Raw genomic sequence first — 16,236 nt, 5'->3', positions numbered from 1 at the left:
AAGAAACGACAGCACAGCCCGACAGACAACAACTAACGTTGTGCGAGCCGAAGCTGTGCGCGACCCTGTTCGACGGCCCGATCTCGAAGTTCTAGGAGTTCATCCGTGTTGGCAGCCCGCTTCATCGCCTCCGCGATCTGTTGTTCGGCAGTTGCCAAATCCAAATCCGCTACCGGCACCGTTTTCCCCGTCAGCACGGTCACGACATTTTCAGCAACCTGCACGAACCCGCCATCGACATAGTAGCGAGCCTTCGAGCCATCGGAACCGGTGACTCGCATCTCACCATATCCCAATCGACCGATCATCGGACTGTGCCCGACACCGATTCCCAATTCGCCGTCAAATAACGGGACAACGACAAACGAAGCCACTTGCTCGACAGCCGTTTCTTCCGGGGTAACGACGACGCATTGTAACTCAGCCATTTAAGCTCTACCTAGACGAATTGGAAGGACGTGTTTTCGAAATCATGGCAGGTCATGCTCGGAACTAGGCCTCTTCCTGCATTTTCTTAGCCTGCTCTTCGGCTTGTTCAATCGAGCCGATATACATGAAGGCCTGTTCAGGAAGGTGATCCCACTTACCGTCGCACAACTCTTCGAAGCTGCGAATCGTGTCCTCCAGCGAGGTGATTTCACCTGGCTTTCCTGTAAAGACTTCCGCTACAAGGAACGGCTGGGACAGGAAGCGTTCGATCCGTCGAGCTCGATGCACGATTAATTTGTCTTCTTCGCTCAATTCATCAACACCAAGAATGGCGATGATGTCCTGAAGCTCACGATAGCGTTGTAACGTCGTTTGGACACGTCGTGCGATTGCGTAATGACGATCCCCCACATACTGAGGATCCAGAATACGACTGGACGAAGCCAACGGGTCGATCGCCGGATAAATTCCTTTTTCCGAAATCGATCGTTCCAGATAAATAAAGGCGTCCAGCTGTCCAAAGGCGGTCGCGGGTGCCGGATCGGTCGGATCATCGGCCGGCACGTAAACGGCCTGCACGGAGGTAATGGCCCCCTTATCGGTCGAGGTAATTCGCTCTTGCAGAGCTCCCATTTCGGTAGCCAGGGTGGGCTGATATCCCACGGCCGACGGCATGCGACCGAGCAGAGCGGAGACCTCACTACCCGCTTGCGAGAAGCGGAAAATGTTATCAACAAACAGCAGGGTATCTTTCCCTGTCGTATCGCGGAAGTATTCGGCCATCGTCAAGGCAGACAGAGCAACACGCAAGCGTGCACCCGGCGGCTCATTCATTTGGCCAAAGACCATACAGGTTTGTTCGATGACGCTGCGGCCCGTATCACCGATCTTGGCATCCTGCATTTCCAACCAGAGGTCCGTTCCTTCACGGGTTCGTTCTCCCACGCCGGCAAACACTGAATAACCGCCGTGAGCCGAAGCAATCCGAGCGATTAGCTCCGTCAAAATCACCGTCTTTCCCAGACCGGCTCCACCGAATAACCCGGCTTTACCACCACGCACAAACGGTGTGAGGAGGTCAACAACCTTGATTCCAGTCTCAAAGAGCTCAGTCTTGGTCGACAGCTCTTCAACCTTTGGGGGATCACGGTGAATTGGCCAGCGTTCTTCGGTCTGCACCTCACCCCCACCGTCAACCGGTTCACCGAGCAAGTTGAATACACGCCCCAGCGTCGCATCGCCAACAGGAACCGATACGGAAGCTCCCGTATCAATGCAGTCTTGACCGCGGACCATACCGTCAGTGCTACCTAAAGCAACACAACGGACCCGGCCACCCCCGAGATGCTGTTGCACCTCTCCAGTCAGATTCAACGACACGCCCTTTTGATCGCTGACGATTTTCACCGCGTTGTAGATTGAAGGCATCTGATCTTCGGGGAACTGAGCATCAAATGTCGAGCCAATGACCTGGGTGATCTTTCCAACGTTGGAAGTTGCAGTTGCCATCTTGTTTCGCTTTCACCTTACACGTTTTTTAAGGTTATTGAATTCAGCCCGAAGGCGGTTACTTGTTAAGTGCCTCGACACCACCGATGATTTCCATAATCTCGCCAGTAATTTGAGACTGCCGAGCACGGTTGTAGGTCATTGAGAGCTGTTTAATCAGATCGCCGGCGTTCTCGGTGGCACCCTTCATGGCGACCATTCGCGAGATTTGCTCACTGACAGCTGCATCAAGAAAACACTTGAAGAGCTTGATCTTGAAGCTCGTTGGTACGATTTCCTCTAAAATGCTTTCGGCCGATGGCAGGAACTCGTACAAGGAGTCCGCCGCCTCTTCCTGGTCTTCACCCGACCCTTCCAGCCCACCGAGCGGCAGGAGTGTTTCCACGACGGGTTTTTGACGCGCCACGGTCTCGAATTGCGTGTAGACGATATCGAGCCGGTCAAGCTTTCCCGCAATGTAATCGTCAAGATAGCGATTGGCGAGTGTCTCGACTTCTTCGTAGCTCGTCTTATCCTCGAAATGGGTGTAGGACTCGTCAGGTTCGATGTTCCGGTACCGAAATCCAGAAATCCCTCGCTTCCCGGAAATCTCAAGGTGGCATTTCGGAAACTCTTCCTGCATCTGTTTCCAGCGTGCCATCCCCAGCCGTTGTGCATTTCCGTTGTAGCCGCCACAAAGGCCGCGGTTCGCGGTTAGAACCAACAAAACGGCCGACTTAGGTTCGTCACGAGGCTCAAGCAGTGGATGACTGACTTCCAACCCAGCACGTGCTAAATCGGCGACAATTGCAGTGATCCGTTCGGTATAGGCGGTAGCAGCCGTGGCACGATCCATCGCTTTCTTGAACCGCGCCGTGGCAATCAACTCCATCGTGCGGGTGATCTTGCGAATGTTTCGAATCGACTTGCGACGTTTATCAAGGGCTCGAGCCTTGGCCATTTCTTACTCGCTATTCAGTCATGCGAAAAAATTCAAAGGTATCGGTCATTATTACCCTCGCCAACCTAAACGGCGAAGGCAGTCCCAGCCACGCTCACAACTATTCCTCAGAGTAGCTTCAGCCGCCATCCGCTGAAGTCATTCCAAGTTGGAAATAAATTCATACTTCGGCGTGAAAACTCCAGCTCAACAGTCCGCACAGATCCCTAGCTCGAAGCATTCGCTTCCAGGGAGGCCATGAACTGTTTGTTGAAATCTTCGATGACGCGTCGAATCTCCGCGTCCAGTTCGCCGCTCAGGTTCTTTTCGCTGGCAAGCTTGTCCCACAGCTGCTGGTAGGTGCCATGGATGTGCTCCAAGAACTCCTCTTCCCAGCTCGCAACCTCTGGAATCGGGATGGAATCCAAGTAACCCTGTGTACCCGCAAAAATACTCAGTACCTGATCAATTTCATTGAGCGGTTTATACTGCGGCTGTTTCAGTAACTCGACCATGCGATAACCACGATCAAGCTGTGACTGTGTCGCTGCATCCAATTCAGTACCAAGTTGCGCGAACGCTTCCAATTCCCGGAAGGCGGCCAAGTCCAATCGCAAACCCCCAGCGACCTTCTTCATCGCTTTGATTTGAGCTGCACCACCCACGCGAGAAACCGAGATACCGGCGTTCATCGCCGGACGAATCCCGGCAAAGAACAAATCAGGCTGAAGATAAATCTGACCATCGGTGATCGAAATCACGTTTGTCGGAATGTAAGCCGAAACCTCACCTTCCAGCGTCTCAATAATTGGCAGTGAAGTCAGCGAGCCACCACCTTTGTCGTCGGAGAGCTTGGAAGAACGCTCCAATAATCGACTGTGACAGTAAAACACGTCACCGGGATAAGCTTCACGCCCTGGTGGCCGTCGCATCAACAATGAGAGTTCGCGATAGGCCGCAGCTTGTTTGGAAAGATCGTCATAAATGATCAAAGCGTGCTCGCCTTGATACATAAAATGCTCGGCCATGGCCGTACCCGCATAGGGTGCCACGTATTGCAGCGGGGCAGGGGTACTAGCGCCCGACACAATCACGGTGGTGTACTCCATCGCACCAAGTTGCCTCAAGGTCTCCACCACGCCGGCGACCGACGAGTCTTTTTGACCGATCGCCACATAGAAGCATTTTACACCGGTATTCTTTTGATTGAGGATCGCATCAATCGCGATCGCCGTCTTACCCGTTTTGCGATCACCAATGATCAATTCGCGTTGTCCACGACCGATCGGAGTCATCGCATCAATCGCCTTAATCCCAGTTTGCAGTGGCTCGCAAACTGGCTGCCGATCCGCCACACCCGGTGCCGCATCTTCGACAAAACGGCGCTCGTTCGTGTCAATTGGACCCAAACCATCCAACGGATTGCCGAGTGGATCCACGACACGACCAACGAGCGATTCCCCCACAGGTACCGACAGCAATCGCCCGAGACTTCGAACTTCATCGCCCTCGTTGATCTGTAGGTAATCCCCCAGAATAATCACACCAACGCTATTCTCTTCGAGGTTGAACGCCAGCCCGGTCACGCCGTTGGGAAACTCAACCATCTCACCGGCCATAACACCAGAGAGACCGTAGACACGAGCGATACCGTCCCCGACTTCGAGAACGGTGCCGACCTCGCGCACGTCAACTTGATCTTTAAAATGCTCGATCTCTTGCTGAATGACCGATGCAATCTCATCCGCATTAAACTTCATGGGATTCGCTTAACCTCATTCTTGGTTCAGCCGGAAACCGCGAATCGATCAGTCGATTCACGCAACTGGCTGAATGTCTTTCCGAGTGTTTCGCGTTTCAATTGAGCGAGTTGATTCAAAACACTACTGTCGTAAACGGTATCTCCAACTCGCACGACGAGTCCACCAATGATCGCGGCATCCACCTTACACTGCAGGTCGATCGGCACTCCAGTGGCCTCTTGCAACTTGTTAACAATCTGAGTTCGCAACTCATCCGTCAGTGGCTCGGCCGTTGTCACCTCCACGGCGATTCGACCATGCAAACGGTTCAACTCGGCTCGAGCTGCGTTCCGTATTTGCCGAATGCAGTCGAGCCGACCATGTGCACCGACCACCTTCAAGAAGGTCAACAGTGTTTCGGAGGCCTTTCCCTGGAAAACTCGATCGAGCAATTGCGCTTTTTCTTCCTGGGAAATCCGCTGCGACCCAAGAGTCGCCTCAAAGCCTGGAAAGCGTTTCAAAACATCTTCGACCAACGAATCCAACTCGTCGACGATCGCATCAATCCCGACCTGCTGCTTTTCAGCCGCGGCCAAAAACGCTTTCGCATAAACGGACCCAAGCCGCTGCTTATCGATATCAACTTCAGGTGTTACTGCCGCGTCGTCTGCCATAACGAATGCCTAACTGCGAATTCCGGCCGAAAACTGTCTACCAGATGATCAGTTCTTACTTGGAAACTTTTCTAGGGCCTCACCGATCAACTGCGAATGATCCTGAGCAGACAGCTGCCGCTTCACAATCTTGCCAGCCAATGCGACGGCCGTATCGACGCTTTTCTCTGCGACATCCTGCAACGCCGCGTTTTTCGCCGATTCGATCTCTCGTATTGCTCGATCTTTTTCCGATTGGGCAGCGGCCTGAGCCTCCGCCAAAATCTTTTCGCGGTGCACATCCGCGTCCTTCCGAGCACCATCCAACAGCTGACGAACCTCCGCAGCAGCTTCCGCCAATTTTGCTTCATGGGCCGCCAAAAGCCGCTTCGACTCCTCATTGGCTTTCGCAGCAGCCGCTAGATCGCTCGCCATCTTACCTTCGCGAGCATCGATAGCTGCGATAATCGGATTCCAGGCAAACTTCCAGAGCACAGCCAACAGCCCAAAGAAAATGACAGCCGTGACGATAGCCAAATCCGGATCGACACTAATTGGACTCGGCACTTCGCCGTGATCAGCTGCCGCACCATGGCTATCACCCGAGTGACCATGATCCGCATGCCCATCACTAGCATGCCCATCACTAGCATGCCCATCCGCGTCGTGCGTTCCCGTGCCGGCCTGTTCACCAGCCGAAACATCCTGTTCGGAGGTCACTTCTGCATTGTCCGCAGCATACGCTTGACCCCCGGACAACGGTCCGAGCAAAGCGAGTGACCACACCACAAGATGCAACCACATACGATCGTGCATCGCGATATTCCCTGCGTAAAACGTAGTTTGGTAGATCCAACCCGAAAAACGATCAACCAGCAAGCATACAGACGATCAAGGCAAAGAACGTCGCACCCTCAACCAAAGCGGCAGAAATAATCATGCCCGTCTGAATACCACCAGCAACCTCCGGTTGACGAGCCATGCTTTCCACAGCAGATGATCCGATACGACCAATGCCAAAACCCGCACCGAGCATAACCAGACCAGCGCCAATCGCCGAACCGGTTATAACATTCACTCCACCACTTGCGGCATCTTGAGCCATAGCTGGTGTTGCAACAGCGAGAAGAGCCACGACAGACAAGGCGATCTTGGTCCACTTAAACACTTTTTCCGTCTCCTGATTCAACGAACGGTAAATCTAAACACGCTGCAACCCTAGTGAGGATGTACAGCCATACCAATGAACAATGCTGATAAGAACGTGAAAATGTAAGCCTGCAAAAAGGCAACGAACAACTCGAGCAAGCTCAAAGCGATTGCACCTACGATACTGGCAGTTGTCACGCCCAAAAATAGTGGATGAGAAACCGAGGTAACTTCGTACCAAATAACTCCGACGAATGCCACCAACACACCAAGCACCAAGTGCCCGGCAAACATATTAGCCAACAAACGCACAGCTAAAACAAAGTGCTTGATGATCATTCCCAGCACTTCAATCAAGAACACCATCGGCTTCAAAAAAATAGCCAACACGAACGGCAATTCCATATGCGGAACCTGGGCTTTCCAGAAACCGACAACGCCTAACTGCTTCGAACCAGCACCGATCACGGCAGCCATCGTAAACAATGCAAGCGTTCCCGTACAACCAAGCGCTCCGGTCGGCGAACCCATCCACGGCACCATGCCAAGCAGGTTACAAGCCAGAACAAAGCCGAAAACCGACCACAAAAAGGGAAGAAACCGATCCGCGTCGGCTTTCCCAATCGCCGGCCGTGCTACTTCGTCCCGCAGAAAGAAAAGCACAGCCTCCAGCGCTTGCCAGACACGACCTTTCGGCAGTCGTCCACCACGCATTTTACCCGCGAGCGAGATAGCAAGAAATGCGACAATCACCGCAGCCACCAATTCCAGAACCATGAACTTCGTGACCTTCAGGTCAAATGGCTCAATCAAATTCGTGGACGGCGCGTAGATCGCCGCTTGCCCATCTTGGTAGAAAGGCTGAGGAATCTTCAGCTTACCACGCTCAGCAGCCGGCACATTTTCTCCGGCGCCGACCAGCGCCCGTGGAAACTCAAAGTAATCAGCGTCTTTAACGTGGCCTATTAAATGACCCGGGCGCAACAAATGCGACCCATCGTTCGAGCCATGTGCGTCTTGTGCCATGGGGAGTTCCCCAACCTTCTACGATCCGTTGTATGATTTTATCTGACCAAGCGACATTGCGGTCTCAACAAAGAGCCCAACACAAAAAGCGCCGACCAAATACCAAGCAAATCCGACTGCCGTGAGATCCGACTCACGTTGTGTAATGATCAAACAGGCGAGCAAAGGCAAGCTCATTCGAATAAACATCCCCAGCACCGCATGCGTCGCAGCCCGATCTGGAGTGGCCACAAGGGATGTCACGACCAAAGCCAGCAAGCCCGAAACAAAGCAGATTAAGGTTGCAAAACCAGCAGCCACGACACCCCTGAAACCGTCCAGCCACCAGGCGACAGGGGCAACCAGAAGCAGGTAGGCAGCAAACACGCCTAACAACAGGCTGACCCGGGACAGCAGCGTCCAACTACCGACTCGCTTAATCCACGTTTCCAGCGTCTCCGTCACCGTTTCGTTCTTTCCTGCTCGCCCGACATCGCGTTCGATGCATCTCCAACACTGGAGGCCGTCATCCGCAGCAGATGAGCAATCCCCAAGGTAAGCCCTAGGCCAAACCCGACCAGGGTAAACAGCACCACAGTCCCCAACCACCGATCAACAAACAAACCGATGACGCCCGGCACAACCATCTCTAGCGATACGGTCGTGATTTTCGATGCCCATTGATAGGCAATCGCATGCGACGAGCGGTCGTCGGAATTCTGATTCACGTCAGTCGTGGTTGAGCCGATCGGGACGGCCAACGCCGCCACCCAAAAAAGCATAAGACCGATACTGAAAACAGCTTACAACAAACAAGTTGCGACGACCTAGACTCTCCGTGCCACTGTCGTTCGCCACAAGTTGGCCCCAATCTATCGCAAGCACCGAAACTGGTCAACAGAGCGAAAGTTGAATTCGTGCCTTTTTTCACAAAGTTCTATTCGCAAACATCAGCCGTTTGCCGAGTGCACATTTACGAAGCCAGCCAACATCAAGATTCGCTTTGAGCGACCGGCTGTTTGACCAAATCACGAGCCACTCATTGTCGCTTGGCTGCCTGCCCAGTTCACTGCTTAAACGGGCAAGTAAGCCGAAAGTTAATCGGGTGAGCGACCCGAAAACGACGTCGACTCGTTGAAGGCGCCCCAGGGATGGGTAATCGGAGCATGTCCTGCAGGAAAATCCCAACCGATCATGGATTCTCGCCCCGATTGTGAAGGTCAGTCGGCCTCCGTATATTACGAACTGTGGAAGCAACTTTCGAATTTCCCTGCGAGCCAGACCGACGTGAAAAACGCCCTTAGTCTAGGAACTGCTCTGCTGCTCGTATGGCTGCTATGGTCGGGGCATCCTACGGTTTTTCTGATCTCCCTGGGGCTGCTGTCAATCGCCTTCACACTCTGGACGGTCCATTGTATGGGCATTCTGGATGAAGAGTCGGTACCCGTATGGCTCGGCCTGAAACCATTCACTCGCTATCTCCCCTGGCTCACCAAAGAGATCGTGAGTTCCAACCTCGATGTGGCCCGCCGCATCGCAGATCCGAAACTACCAATCAGTCCCTCGATGATTTACGTCAAGTCGGATCAAAAAACGGCTGTTGGCCGCGTGATCATGGCCAATTCGATCACCCTGACACCGGGAACGATTTCGGTTGAGCTACAAGATGGATTCATTCAAGTCCACGCCTTGTCGCACGAAGGAGCTGCGGAAGATTTGTCGGGCGAAATGAATCGTCGTGTCACGGAATTGGAAGGATAAGTTTCGATGTATGCAGCAGTGGTACTGGCAATCGTGGTGACGATGAGCCTGGCACTCGTCCGAGCCGCATGGGGACCGACCGTATTCGATCGAATCCTCGCCCTGAACATGTTTGGTACGAAGACCGTGCTGCTGATCAGCGTTTTTGGATTCGTGATTGAGCGGACGGACTTGTTGGATATTGCCTTACTGTACAGCCTCATGAACTTCATTGGAGTGGTGGCTGTGCTTCGCTTTTCAAAATTTGGCCACTTTGCCGATACGGTAGATTCCTGATGGAAATCTTTCTCCACATCGTAACCCTGTTGTTTCTGCTGACGGGCTCTGTCTTTGCAGTGATTGGCGGAATTGGAATCGTACGACTTCCAGATTTCTACACACGACTGCACGCAGGAGGAGTGACGGACACGCTGGGAGCTGGGCTAATTCTGATCGGTCTCATGTTCCAGGCAGGACTGACACTCGCAACCGTCAAACTGCTGATGGTCTTGCTATTTCTTTTGGTGACGAGTCCCACAGCCTGCCACCTACTTGCACAGGTGGCTCTCAACGAGGGGCTCGAGCCGCTTCACCGCTCCGAGCCGGAGGAGTAAATAAGCCGTGCAACTCAGCGAACAATATATTGTCATTCCACTACTCTCGTTGCTCGCCTGCACGGCAATCACCGTAGCGCGGATGCGAGATCTGTGGGCTGCCGTGATGATGACTGGCATCTTTAGCTTCCTGGGTGCCGGTTGGATGCTCGTGCTGGACGCACCCGACGTGGCATTCACCGAAGCGGCAGTTGGCGCTGGAATCTCCACCGTCTTGATGCTCGGCACGCTAGCCCTGACGAGTCGCACGGCCAAACCGACCCAACGATTTCCCTGGGCTGCCCTGGCCGTGGTGCTCGTGACGGGCTTCGCCCTCATCTACGGCACTTTTGATCTACCTGAATACGGTGATCCCAACGCGCCGATCCATCAATATCCGAAGCCAGGCTATGTGGCGCTTGAAATTGCAAAGGGGGACCACAACAAGAGTTCCCCAACCGCCAATTCCCCCACGCGCGCGAAAGAGGCCCAACACGAAGAGGCCCAACACGAAGAGGCCGATCATGGCCACCATGAGCCGACGCCGAACGTCGTTACGGTCGTACTCGCCAGTTACCGTGGATTTGACACTTTGGGAGAGACGACCGTAATTTTCACCGCAGGCATCGCGGTGCTGATCTTGCTTCGCGGACCACGCCGTGAGAATTCTCGACCATGAAAAACAACTTCCCGATCCTGCGCGTCGTCACCAAGCTGGTAATTCCCTACATCATCCTGCTTGCATTTTATGTGCAATTCCATGGTGACTACGGTCCTGGAGGCGGATTCCAAGCCGGCGTCATCTTGGCAGCAGCCTACATCCTCTACGGGCTGGTGTTTGGCTTGCAGGCAGCTCAACGCGTTGCTCGGCCCAACATCCTCGAAATCCTCATGGCAACCGGTGTATTGATTTATGGTGGAACGGGAATCGCAACCTTATTAGCTGGGGGCAACTTTCTACAGTACAGCGTGCTTGATCACCAAGTTGGCGGGGGCATGTTGCCGAGTGGCGAACATCTGGGCATGTTTTTGATCGAGCTTGGTGTGGGTGCGACCGTTGCCGCCGTGATGATCTCAATCTTCTTTTCGTTTGCTGGCAGAGAAAGATCAGAATAATGTTCAGTCTCTACAACTATTGGGTCGTTATTTTCCTCATGATGACCGGCTTTTACATGGTGATCGCACGCAACAATTTGGTACAAAAAGTGATCGGGCTGAACATCTTTCAGATCTCGGTGTTCTTACTGTATATCACGATGGGCAAGATCAAAAACGGAACCGCTCCAATCCTGATTGATACCCAGCGTCCCTATTCGCATCCTCTGCCGAGTGTGCTGATGCTAACGGCGATCGTCGTCGGCGTCGCAACGACCGCGACCGCTCTCGCATTGATTGTTCGCATCCGCGAGGCTTACGGGACGATCGAAGAAGACGAGATCTTGATGGAAGACGAACGTTCGTAATGGAAAAACACCTTCCAATTCTGCAAATCATTGTCCCGCTCTTGTCGGCGCCCCTGTGCGTCTTGGTGCGAACACGACAAATTGTGATGGCGATGACGATCCTCGTCTGCTGGCTAACTTTTGGCATCGCGACATGGTTGTTATTCGAAACGCTGAACCAAGGCGTCATCATCTATCGGTTAGGAAACTTTCCTCCGACGCTGGGAATCGAGCTTCGCGTTGATGCCTTAAGCGGTTTTGTCCTGTGGTTTGTGGCGGGAATTGGTGCCATCGTGATCACCTATGCGCCACAAAGTCTACGCAAAGAGATCCCTTGGGAGCAGCACTACCTGTTTTGCACCATGTATTTGATGTGCTTAACCGGCTTACTGGGGATCACCATCACGGGCGACCTGTTCAATCTGTTTGTCTTTTTGGAGGTCTCGTCGCTTTCGACCTACGCGCTCATCAGCCTGGGAAAATCACGAAAAGCATTAATGGCAGCGTTCCAGTACCTGGTCATGGGAACGATTGGGGCAACATTCATCCTCATCGGTATCGGCTTAGCCTATGAATTGACCGGCAGCCTCAACATGGTCGATTTAGCACGTTTACTTGAGCAAATCACGTCGGAAGGGAGCAATCGAACGATCTTGGTTTCGTTTGCATTCATCTCGGTCGGCGTGAGTCTCAAGATGGCCTTATTCCCATTACATCTTTGGCTGCCGAACGCCTACTCGCAAGCTCCATCCGTCGTGACGGCCTTTCTCGCTGCAACGGCGACAAAAGTTTCTGTTTACGTATTACTGAGAGTGATTTTCACGATTTTCAAGCCAGGCTTTGCCATCACCACGCTGCATCTGGATCGTGGCTTGATGATCCTATCGCTCATCGGCATCTTTGTCGCTTCGGCCACCGCGATCTTTCAACGAGATTTGAAGCGCATGCTGGCTTACTCCAGCATCGCCCAAATCGGCTATATGGTGTTGGCGATCAGCCTGGCAACAAGTGCAGGCCTCACCGCAGGCATCGTTCATTTATTCAACCATGCATTGATCAAGGGCGGTTTATTTATGGCGGTCGGCTGTTTTGCAATGCGATTGCCATCTTTACATCTCGACGATCTCCGAGGAATTGGCCGTCGCATGCCACTCACCACGTTTGCCTGGGTGTTGGGTGGCCTGGGCTTGATCGGCGTTCCACTCACGGCCGGCTTCATTAGTAAGTGGTATTTAATAACGGCCGCCTTCGAAGCCAATTCCGGCATCGTCGCAGCGCTCGTTTTACTCAGTTCACTGTTGTCGCTCATCTATGTCTGGCGGTTCGTCGAAGTTGCGTACTTTGCAACACCGAAGGACGATTCCAAACTGGCCGAGGCACCGCTCACGATGCTCGTGCCAACCTATGCGGTGATCATCGGCACTTTAATCTTTGGGATCTGGACAACTTACTCAGTCGGGATCGCTGAACAAGCGGCGCGTGCGGTATTGGGAGTGGCATCATGAGCGACCAAATCCGTATCCAACTCGCAATCGGCTTGCCCTGGATGGCGGTGCTGTGGGCACTCCTATTCAGTCAACGTCCGAATTTACGGGAGATCGGCACACTCGGATTAGGCCTGGGCCTATTTGGCGTGATCATGAGTTTGGCCAGCGACGTGTTTGCCGGCTCTCGCCCCGAATGGGTCGCGTTGGAAATGCTGCCAGGCTTTGCCCTCTCGTTTCGACTCGAACCTTTGGGAATGCTCTTCGCACTCGTGGCGTCCGGGCTCTGGATTGTGACAACCTGCTACGCCATCGGCTACATGCGTGCCCATCACGAGGGGCACCAAACTCGCTTCTATGCTTGTTTTGCAATCGCGATGAACGCCGCCATGGGTGCCGCCATGGCAAGCAATCTGTTTACTTTGTTCGTCTTCTATGAATTGATGACGCTGTCAACCTACCCGTTGGTCACCCATCATGGCACCGAAAAAGCGATGCTCGGTGGCCGAACTTATTTGGGCATCCTGATGTCCACCTCGATCGCCTTTTTGATGCTGGCGATCGTTTGGACCTGGTCAAAAACGGGAACACTTGAATTTGTACCCGGCGGTATTTTCACCGAGATTCACAAGCAAAACCTCATTGGAACGACCGAGCTCACCATCCTCTTGGCACTCTTTGCCTTCGGCACAGGAAAAGCAGCATTGATGCCCTTCCATCGCTGGCTTCCAGCCGCCATGGTCGCACCGACTCCCGTCAGCGCCTTGCTGCACGCGGTTGCCGTCGTCAAGGTTGGTGTGTTCACGGTGATGAAAATCGCGGTCTATACGTTCGGCATCGAACTCCTGCACGACACGCGTATCAGCGAATGGTTGATGTATGTCGCGGGAGCCAGCGTGTTGATTGCGTCACTTATTGCACTGACAAAAGACAACCTAAAAGCACGCTTGGCTTACTCCACCATCAGCCAGCTCTCTTATATTACCCTTGGAGCCGCTTTGGCCTGTCCGGCCGGCGTGATCGGTGGCAGCATGCACATCGCCATGCATGCGGTGGGAAAAATCACCTTGTTCTTCTGTGCCGGTGCAATTTACGTCGCAACGCATAAAACAGAAATAAGCCAAATGCGAGGACTTGGACGTCAGATGCCAATCACCATGGCCGCTTTCCTCTTGGGCTCCTTCAGCATTATTGGCTTACCACCGTTTGGCGGTACCTGGAGTAAGTGGTACTTGGCGGAGGGTGCCGCTGCGATCAACCAACCTGTCTTCATTGCCGTTCTCATGATCAGCTCGCTTCTCAATATCGCGTATTTGTTGCCAGTCGCGATTGGTGGCTTCTACCTGAAAGGGGCACAAGAACAAGCGGGAATCAAGGAGGCTCCCTTGATGTGCGTGTTGCCTCTCTGCCTCACCGCTCTTGGTGGCATCGCATTGTTTTTCTTTGCTGATCGACTGTACGAAGTCCTCCTCCCCATCGCCCAATCAACGTCATAATGCAAGAGTCCACCAACCATTTCAATCGACGCTTTGACAAGCTCAAAGGCTATCTGCCTGCGGTCCTCGGTTTGATCTGTGGGCTTCTCCTACTGCTCGAGTTGGCTTACGAAAAACATCCACACTTTGCTTTCGAAGGTTGGTTCGGCTTTTATCCGCTCGTGGGATTCGCGACCACCAGCTTGCTGGTGCTAATCGGCCGAGGAATCGGTTTTATTTTGCGTCGTAAGGAGGACTATTACGATGCTTGAGCTGATTCGGCAATTTCATCATCTGCCTCCCGGTTCGCTGCTGATTTTGGGAGCCCTTTTGATACCCTTGCTACACGGCAAGGTCCGTCAAGGCTGGATGTTGCTCTTGCCGGTGATCAGCACAATGCATTTGGTCTCGCTACCGACCGACATGCGTTGGGAAACCTCCTTGATGGGACTGTCCCTGACTCCGATCCGCGTCGATCAATTGAGCCTTGTTTGGGGATACATTTTTCACGCGGCCACGCTAATCAGCGTGATCTATGCGATTCAAATCCGCGATCGAGTCCAGAATTCAATGGCTCTGATCTATGCCGGATCGGCAATCGGGGCCGTATTTGCCGGAGACCTGCTCACGCTTTTCATCTTCTGGGAAATCACTGCGTTATCATCCGTGTTCCTCGTTTGGGCAGGACGAACAGCGGACTCCTACGGTGCAGGGATGAGATATTTGTTGATCCAAGTCGGATCTGGCGTCTTGTTACTGGCCGGCTCGATTTTGCACTATCAAAGTACCCAAAGTCTTGCCTTCGAGGGTCCGTTTTCGCTGGACGATGGCTTGGCAATTTGGCTAATCTTTCTCAGCTTTGGCATCAAGGCGGCCTTCCCATTACTCCACTGCTGGTTGCCCGATTCCTATCCGAATGCGACCGCCACCGGCACGGTATTCCTCAGCATCTACACAACAAAGCTGGCAATTTACGGCTTGGCTCGTGGCTTTGCTGGTACGGAACTACTCATCGTCCTCGGCGTGATCATGGCCATCTTTCCACTGATCTTTGCCGCGGTTGAAGATGATTTAAGGCGCGTGCTGGCCTACAGCCTGAACAACCAACTCGGCTTCATGGTCGTCGGCGTGGGCGTCGGTAGCGAGTTGGCTCTGAATGGCACGGCCGGACATGCCGTGTCACACATTTTGTACAAGGGCCTATTATTCATGGCGGTGGGTGCCGTGATAACTCAGACCGGAACCGGGCGAGCCTCCAAACTAGGTGGTCTTTTTTCCGCGATGCCATGGACCGCCTGTTTCTGCATGATTGGTACTCTTGGTATGGCCGCACCGCTGTTCGCTGGCTACGTCACGAAATCGCTCATTCTTTCCGCCGTCGCCAAAGAGCACCTGACGTGGGCTTGGCTTGCACTCTTAATCGGCTCCGCTGGCGTCTTCTATGTGTCGGGAATCCGCATCTGCTACGAGATCTTTTTCGGAAAGCGACAAACGGAGACCGTCCCTCAAGATGCGCCTCTTAATATGCGAATCGCCATGGGATTGGCCAGCGTCGGACTGATCACTCTCGGCTTGATGCCAAGCCTTTTATTTTCGATTCTGCCGCACTCCGTCGACTACGATCCCTACACCGTCTCCCATGTCATTCACCAATTACAATTGCTGTTCTTTACCGGCTTGGCTTTCGCAGCCCTGCTGCATTTCGGACTCTATCCGGTCAGTCACCCATCGATTCTGCTCGATTTCGACTGGCTGTATCGGCTCCTTATCCCACTGACAATCCGAAAAATAAGCAAAATCTGCAGCCGAGTAGCGGAGTCGATTCGACCTCTGCAAAAACAGGCGGGGGCCCAAGTTTACCAAGGATTAGAGCGACTATTTTGGGACAAAGGTTTCATGGGACGGAGTCGTTCGACAAGTTGGATGGCCATGTGGGCGGCCATTTTGTTGGCTGCTTACTTGCTGGTTTACTACCAGGAATCGGGAAAACAAGGCGAAAATCCGCCAACGCCTGCCGCTTCCGACAGCTCAAGCACCTCCAATGGGGGGTCACTTTTTGCGTCGAAGCAGATTGTTGATTAAAATGCGTTGATGGG

At 53.3% G+C, this 16,236-nt stretch carries 20 protein-coding genes; 10 read left to right on the top strand and 10 right to left on the bottom strand.

Annotated elements, in window-relative coordinates:
* Positions 1 to 32: 32 nt before the first annotated feature.
* The 10 genes from atpC to P8N76_00855 form a co-directional block, all read right to left on the bottom strand.
* Entirely contained in the window at positions 33 to 428 is a 396-nt protein-coding gene (gene atpC, locus P8N76_00900) for an ATP synthase F1 subunit epsilon (GenBank protein MDG2380208.1), read from the bottom strand.
* Between the two features lie 64 nt (positions 429 to 492).
* Complete coding sequence (atpD, locus tag P8N76_00895) at positions 493 to 1,938, bottom strand: F0F1 ATP synthase subunit beta (GenBank protein MDG2380207.1); 1,446 nt, start codon at positions 1,936 to 1,938, stop codon at positions 493 to 495.
* Positions 1,939 to 1,996: 58 nt separating this feature from the next.
* Positions 1,997 to 2,878 (bottom strand): ATP synthase F1 subunit gamma, encoded by an 882-nt coding sequence (gene atpG, locus P8N76_00890; GenBank protein MDG2380206.1) that lies wholly within the window; start codon positions 2,876 to 2,878, stop codon positions 1,997 to 1,999.
* A 206-nt stretch (positions 2,879 to 3,084) separates the two neighbouring features.
* Complete coding sequence (atpA, locus tag P8N76_00885) at positions 3,085 to 4,617, bottom strand: F0F1 ATP synthase subunit alpha (protein ID MDG2380205.1); 1,533 nt, start codon at positions 4,615 to 4,617, stop codon at positions 3,085 to 3,087.
* A 26-nt stretch (positions 4,618 to 4,643) separates the two neighbouring features.
* A complete protein-coding gene (atpH, locus tag P8N76_00880) occupies positions 4,644 to 5,273 on the bottom strand; it encodes an ATP synthase F1 subunit delta (protein MDG2380204.1) in 630 nt (209 codons plus the stop codon).
* 48 nt (positions 5,274 to 5,321) lie between these two features.
* Positions 5,322 to 6,068, bottom strand: a complete 747-nt coding sequence (atpF, locus tag P8N76_00875) for a F0F1 ATP synthase subunit B (protein ID MDG2380203.1) — start codon at positions 6,066 to 6,068, stop codon at positions 5,322 to 5,324.
* Positions 6,069 to 6,120: 52 nt separating this feature from the next.
* Positions 6,121 to 6,357 carry an ATP synthase F0 subunit C gene (gene atpE, locus P8N76_00870; GenBank protein MDG2380202.1) on the bottom strand — a complete coding sequence of 79 codons (237 nt, stop codon included), beginning with the start codon at positions 6,355 to 6,357 and terminating at the stop codon, positions 6,121 to 6,123.
* A gap of 113 nt (positions 6,358 to 6,470) precedes the next feature.
* Entirely contained in the window at positions 6,471 to 7,427 is a 957-nt protein-coding gene (gene atpB / locus P8N76_00865; GenBank protein ID MDG2380201.1) for a F0F1 ATP synthase subunit A, read from the bottom strand.
* Between the two features lie 18 nt (positions 7,428 to 7,445).
* On the bottom strand, positions 7,446 to 7,871 hold the full coding sequence (locus P8N76_00860) for a hypothetical protein (protein MDG2380200.1): 426 nt from the start codon (positions 7,869 to 7,871) through the stop codon (positions 7,446 to 7,448).
* Positions 7,868 to 8,188, bottom strand: a complete 321-nt coding sequence (locus P8N76_00855) for an AtpZ/AtpI family protein (GenBank protein ID MDG2380199.1) — start codon at positions 8,186 to 8,188, stop codon at positions 7,868 to 7,870. The genes P8N76_00860 and P8N76_00855 overlap by 4 nt, the downstream gene beginning before the upstream one ends.
* A gap of 412 nt (positions 8,189 to 8,600) precedes the next feature.
* Here P8N76_00855 and P8N76_00850 point away from each other — a divergent pair, with 412 nt between their 5' ends.
* The 10 genes from P8N76_00850 to P8N76_00805 are packed head-to-tail and all read left to right on the top strand — an operon-like array spanning position 8,601 to position 16,222.
* The gene (locus tag P8N76_00850) at positions 8,601 to 9,167 is read left to right on the top strand and encodes a Na+/H+ antiporter subunit E (GenBank protein ID MDG2380198.1); all 567 of its coding nucleotides are present in this window, start codon (positions 8,601 to 8,603) and stop codon (positions 9,165 to 9,167) included.
* 6 nt (positions 9,168 to 9,173) lie between these two features.
* Positions 9,174 to 9,443 (top strand): monovalent cation/H+ antiporter complex subunit F, encoded by a 270-nt coding sequence (locus P8N76_00845; GenBank protein ID MDG2380197.1) that lies wholly within the window; start codon positions 9,174 to 9,176, stop codon positions 9,441 to 9,443.
* Positions 9,443 to 9,760 (top strand): monovalent cation/H(+) antiporter subunit G, encoded by a 318-nt coding sequence (gene mnhG / locus P8N76_00840; GenBank protein MDG2380196.1) that lies wholly within the window; start codon positions 9,443 to 9,445, stop codon positions 9,758 to 9,760. Before P8N76_00845 ends, mnhG begins: the two co-directional genes overlap by 1 nt.
* A gap of 7 nt (positions 9,761 to 9,767) precedes the next feature.
* A complete protein-coding gene (locus tag P8N76_00835) occupies positions 9,768 to 10,418 on the top strand; it encodes a DUF4040 domain-containing protein (GenBank protein ID MDG2380195.1) in 651 nt (216 codons plus the stop codon).
* Positions 10,415 to 10,855: a Na(+)/H(+) antiporter subunit B gene (locus P8N76_00830; GenBank protein MDG2380194.1), complete on the top strand. Its 441-nt coding sequence runs from the start codon at positions 10,415 to 10,417 to the stop codon at positions 10,853 to 10,855. The genes P8N76_00835 and P8N76_00830 overlap by 4 nt, the downstream gene beginning before the upstream one ends.
* Complete coding sequence (locus tag P8N76_00825; GenBank protein MDG2380193.1) at positions 10,855 to 11,202, top strand: cation:proton antiporter subunit C; 348 nt, start codon at positions 10,855 to 10,857, stop codon at positions 11,200 to 11,202. The genes P8N76_00830 and P8N76_00825 overlap by 1 nt, the downstream gene beginning before the upstream one ends.
* A complete protein-coding gene (locus tag P8N76_00820) occupies positions 11,202 to 12,686 on the top strand; it encodes a monovalent cation/H+ antiporter subunit D family protein (GenBank protein MDG2380192.1) in 1,485 nt (494 codons plus the stop codon). The genes P8N76_00825 and P8N76_00820 overlap by 1 nt, the downstream gene beginning before the upstream one ends.
* Entirely contained in the window at positions 12,683 to 14,161 is a 1,479-nt protein-coding gene (locus P8N76_00815; protein ID MDG2380191.1) for a proton-conducting transporter membrane subunit, read from the top strand. Before P8N76_00820 ends, P8N76_00815 begins: the two co-directional genes overlap by 4 nt.
* The gene (locus P8N76_00810) at positions 14,161 to 14,412 is read left to right on the top strand and encodes a hypothetical protein (GenBank protein ID MDG2380190.1); all 252 of its coding nucleotides are present in this window, start codon (positions 14,161 to 14,163) and stop codon (positions 14,410 to 14,412) included. The genes P8N76_00815 and P8N76_00810 overlap by 1 nt, the downstream gene beginning before the upstream one ends.
* Positions 14,405 to 16,222, top strand: coding sequence for a Na(+)/H(+) antiporter subunit D (locus tag P8N76_00805; GenBank protein ID MDG2380189.1), 1,818 nt, complete (start codon positions 14,405 to 14,407; stop codon positions 16,220 to 16,222). The genes P8N76_00810 and P8N76_00805 overlap by 8 nt, the downstream gene beginning before the upstream one ends.
* Positions 16,223 to 16,236 lie beyond the last annotated feature (14 nt).

It is taken from the genome of Pirellulaceae bacterium, assembly GCA_029243025.1.
In the GTDB taxonomy this organism is placed as follows: domain Bacteria; phylum Planctomycetota; class Planctomycetia; order Pirellulales; family Pirellulaceae.
This window is presented reverse-complemented; position numbering and strand designations above follow the sequence as displayed.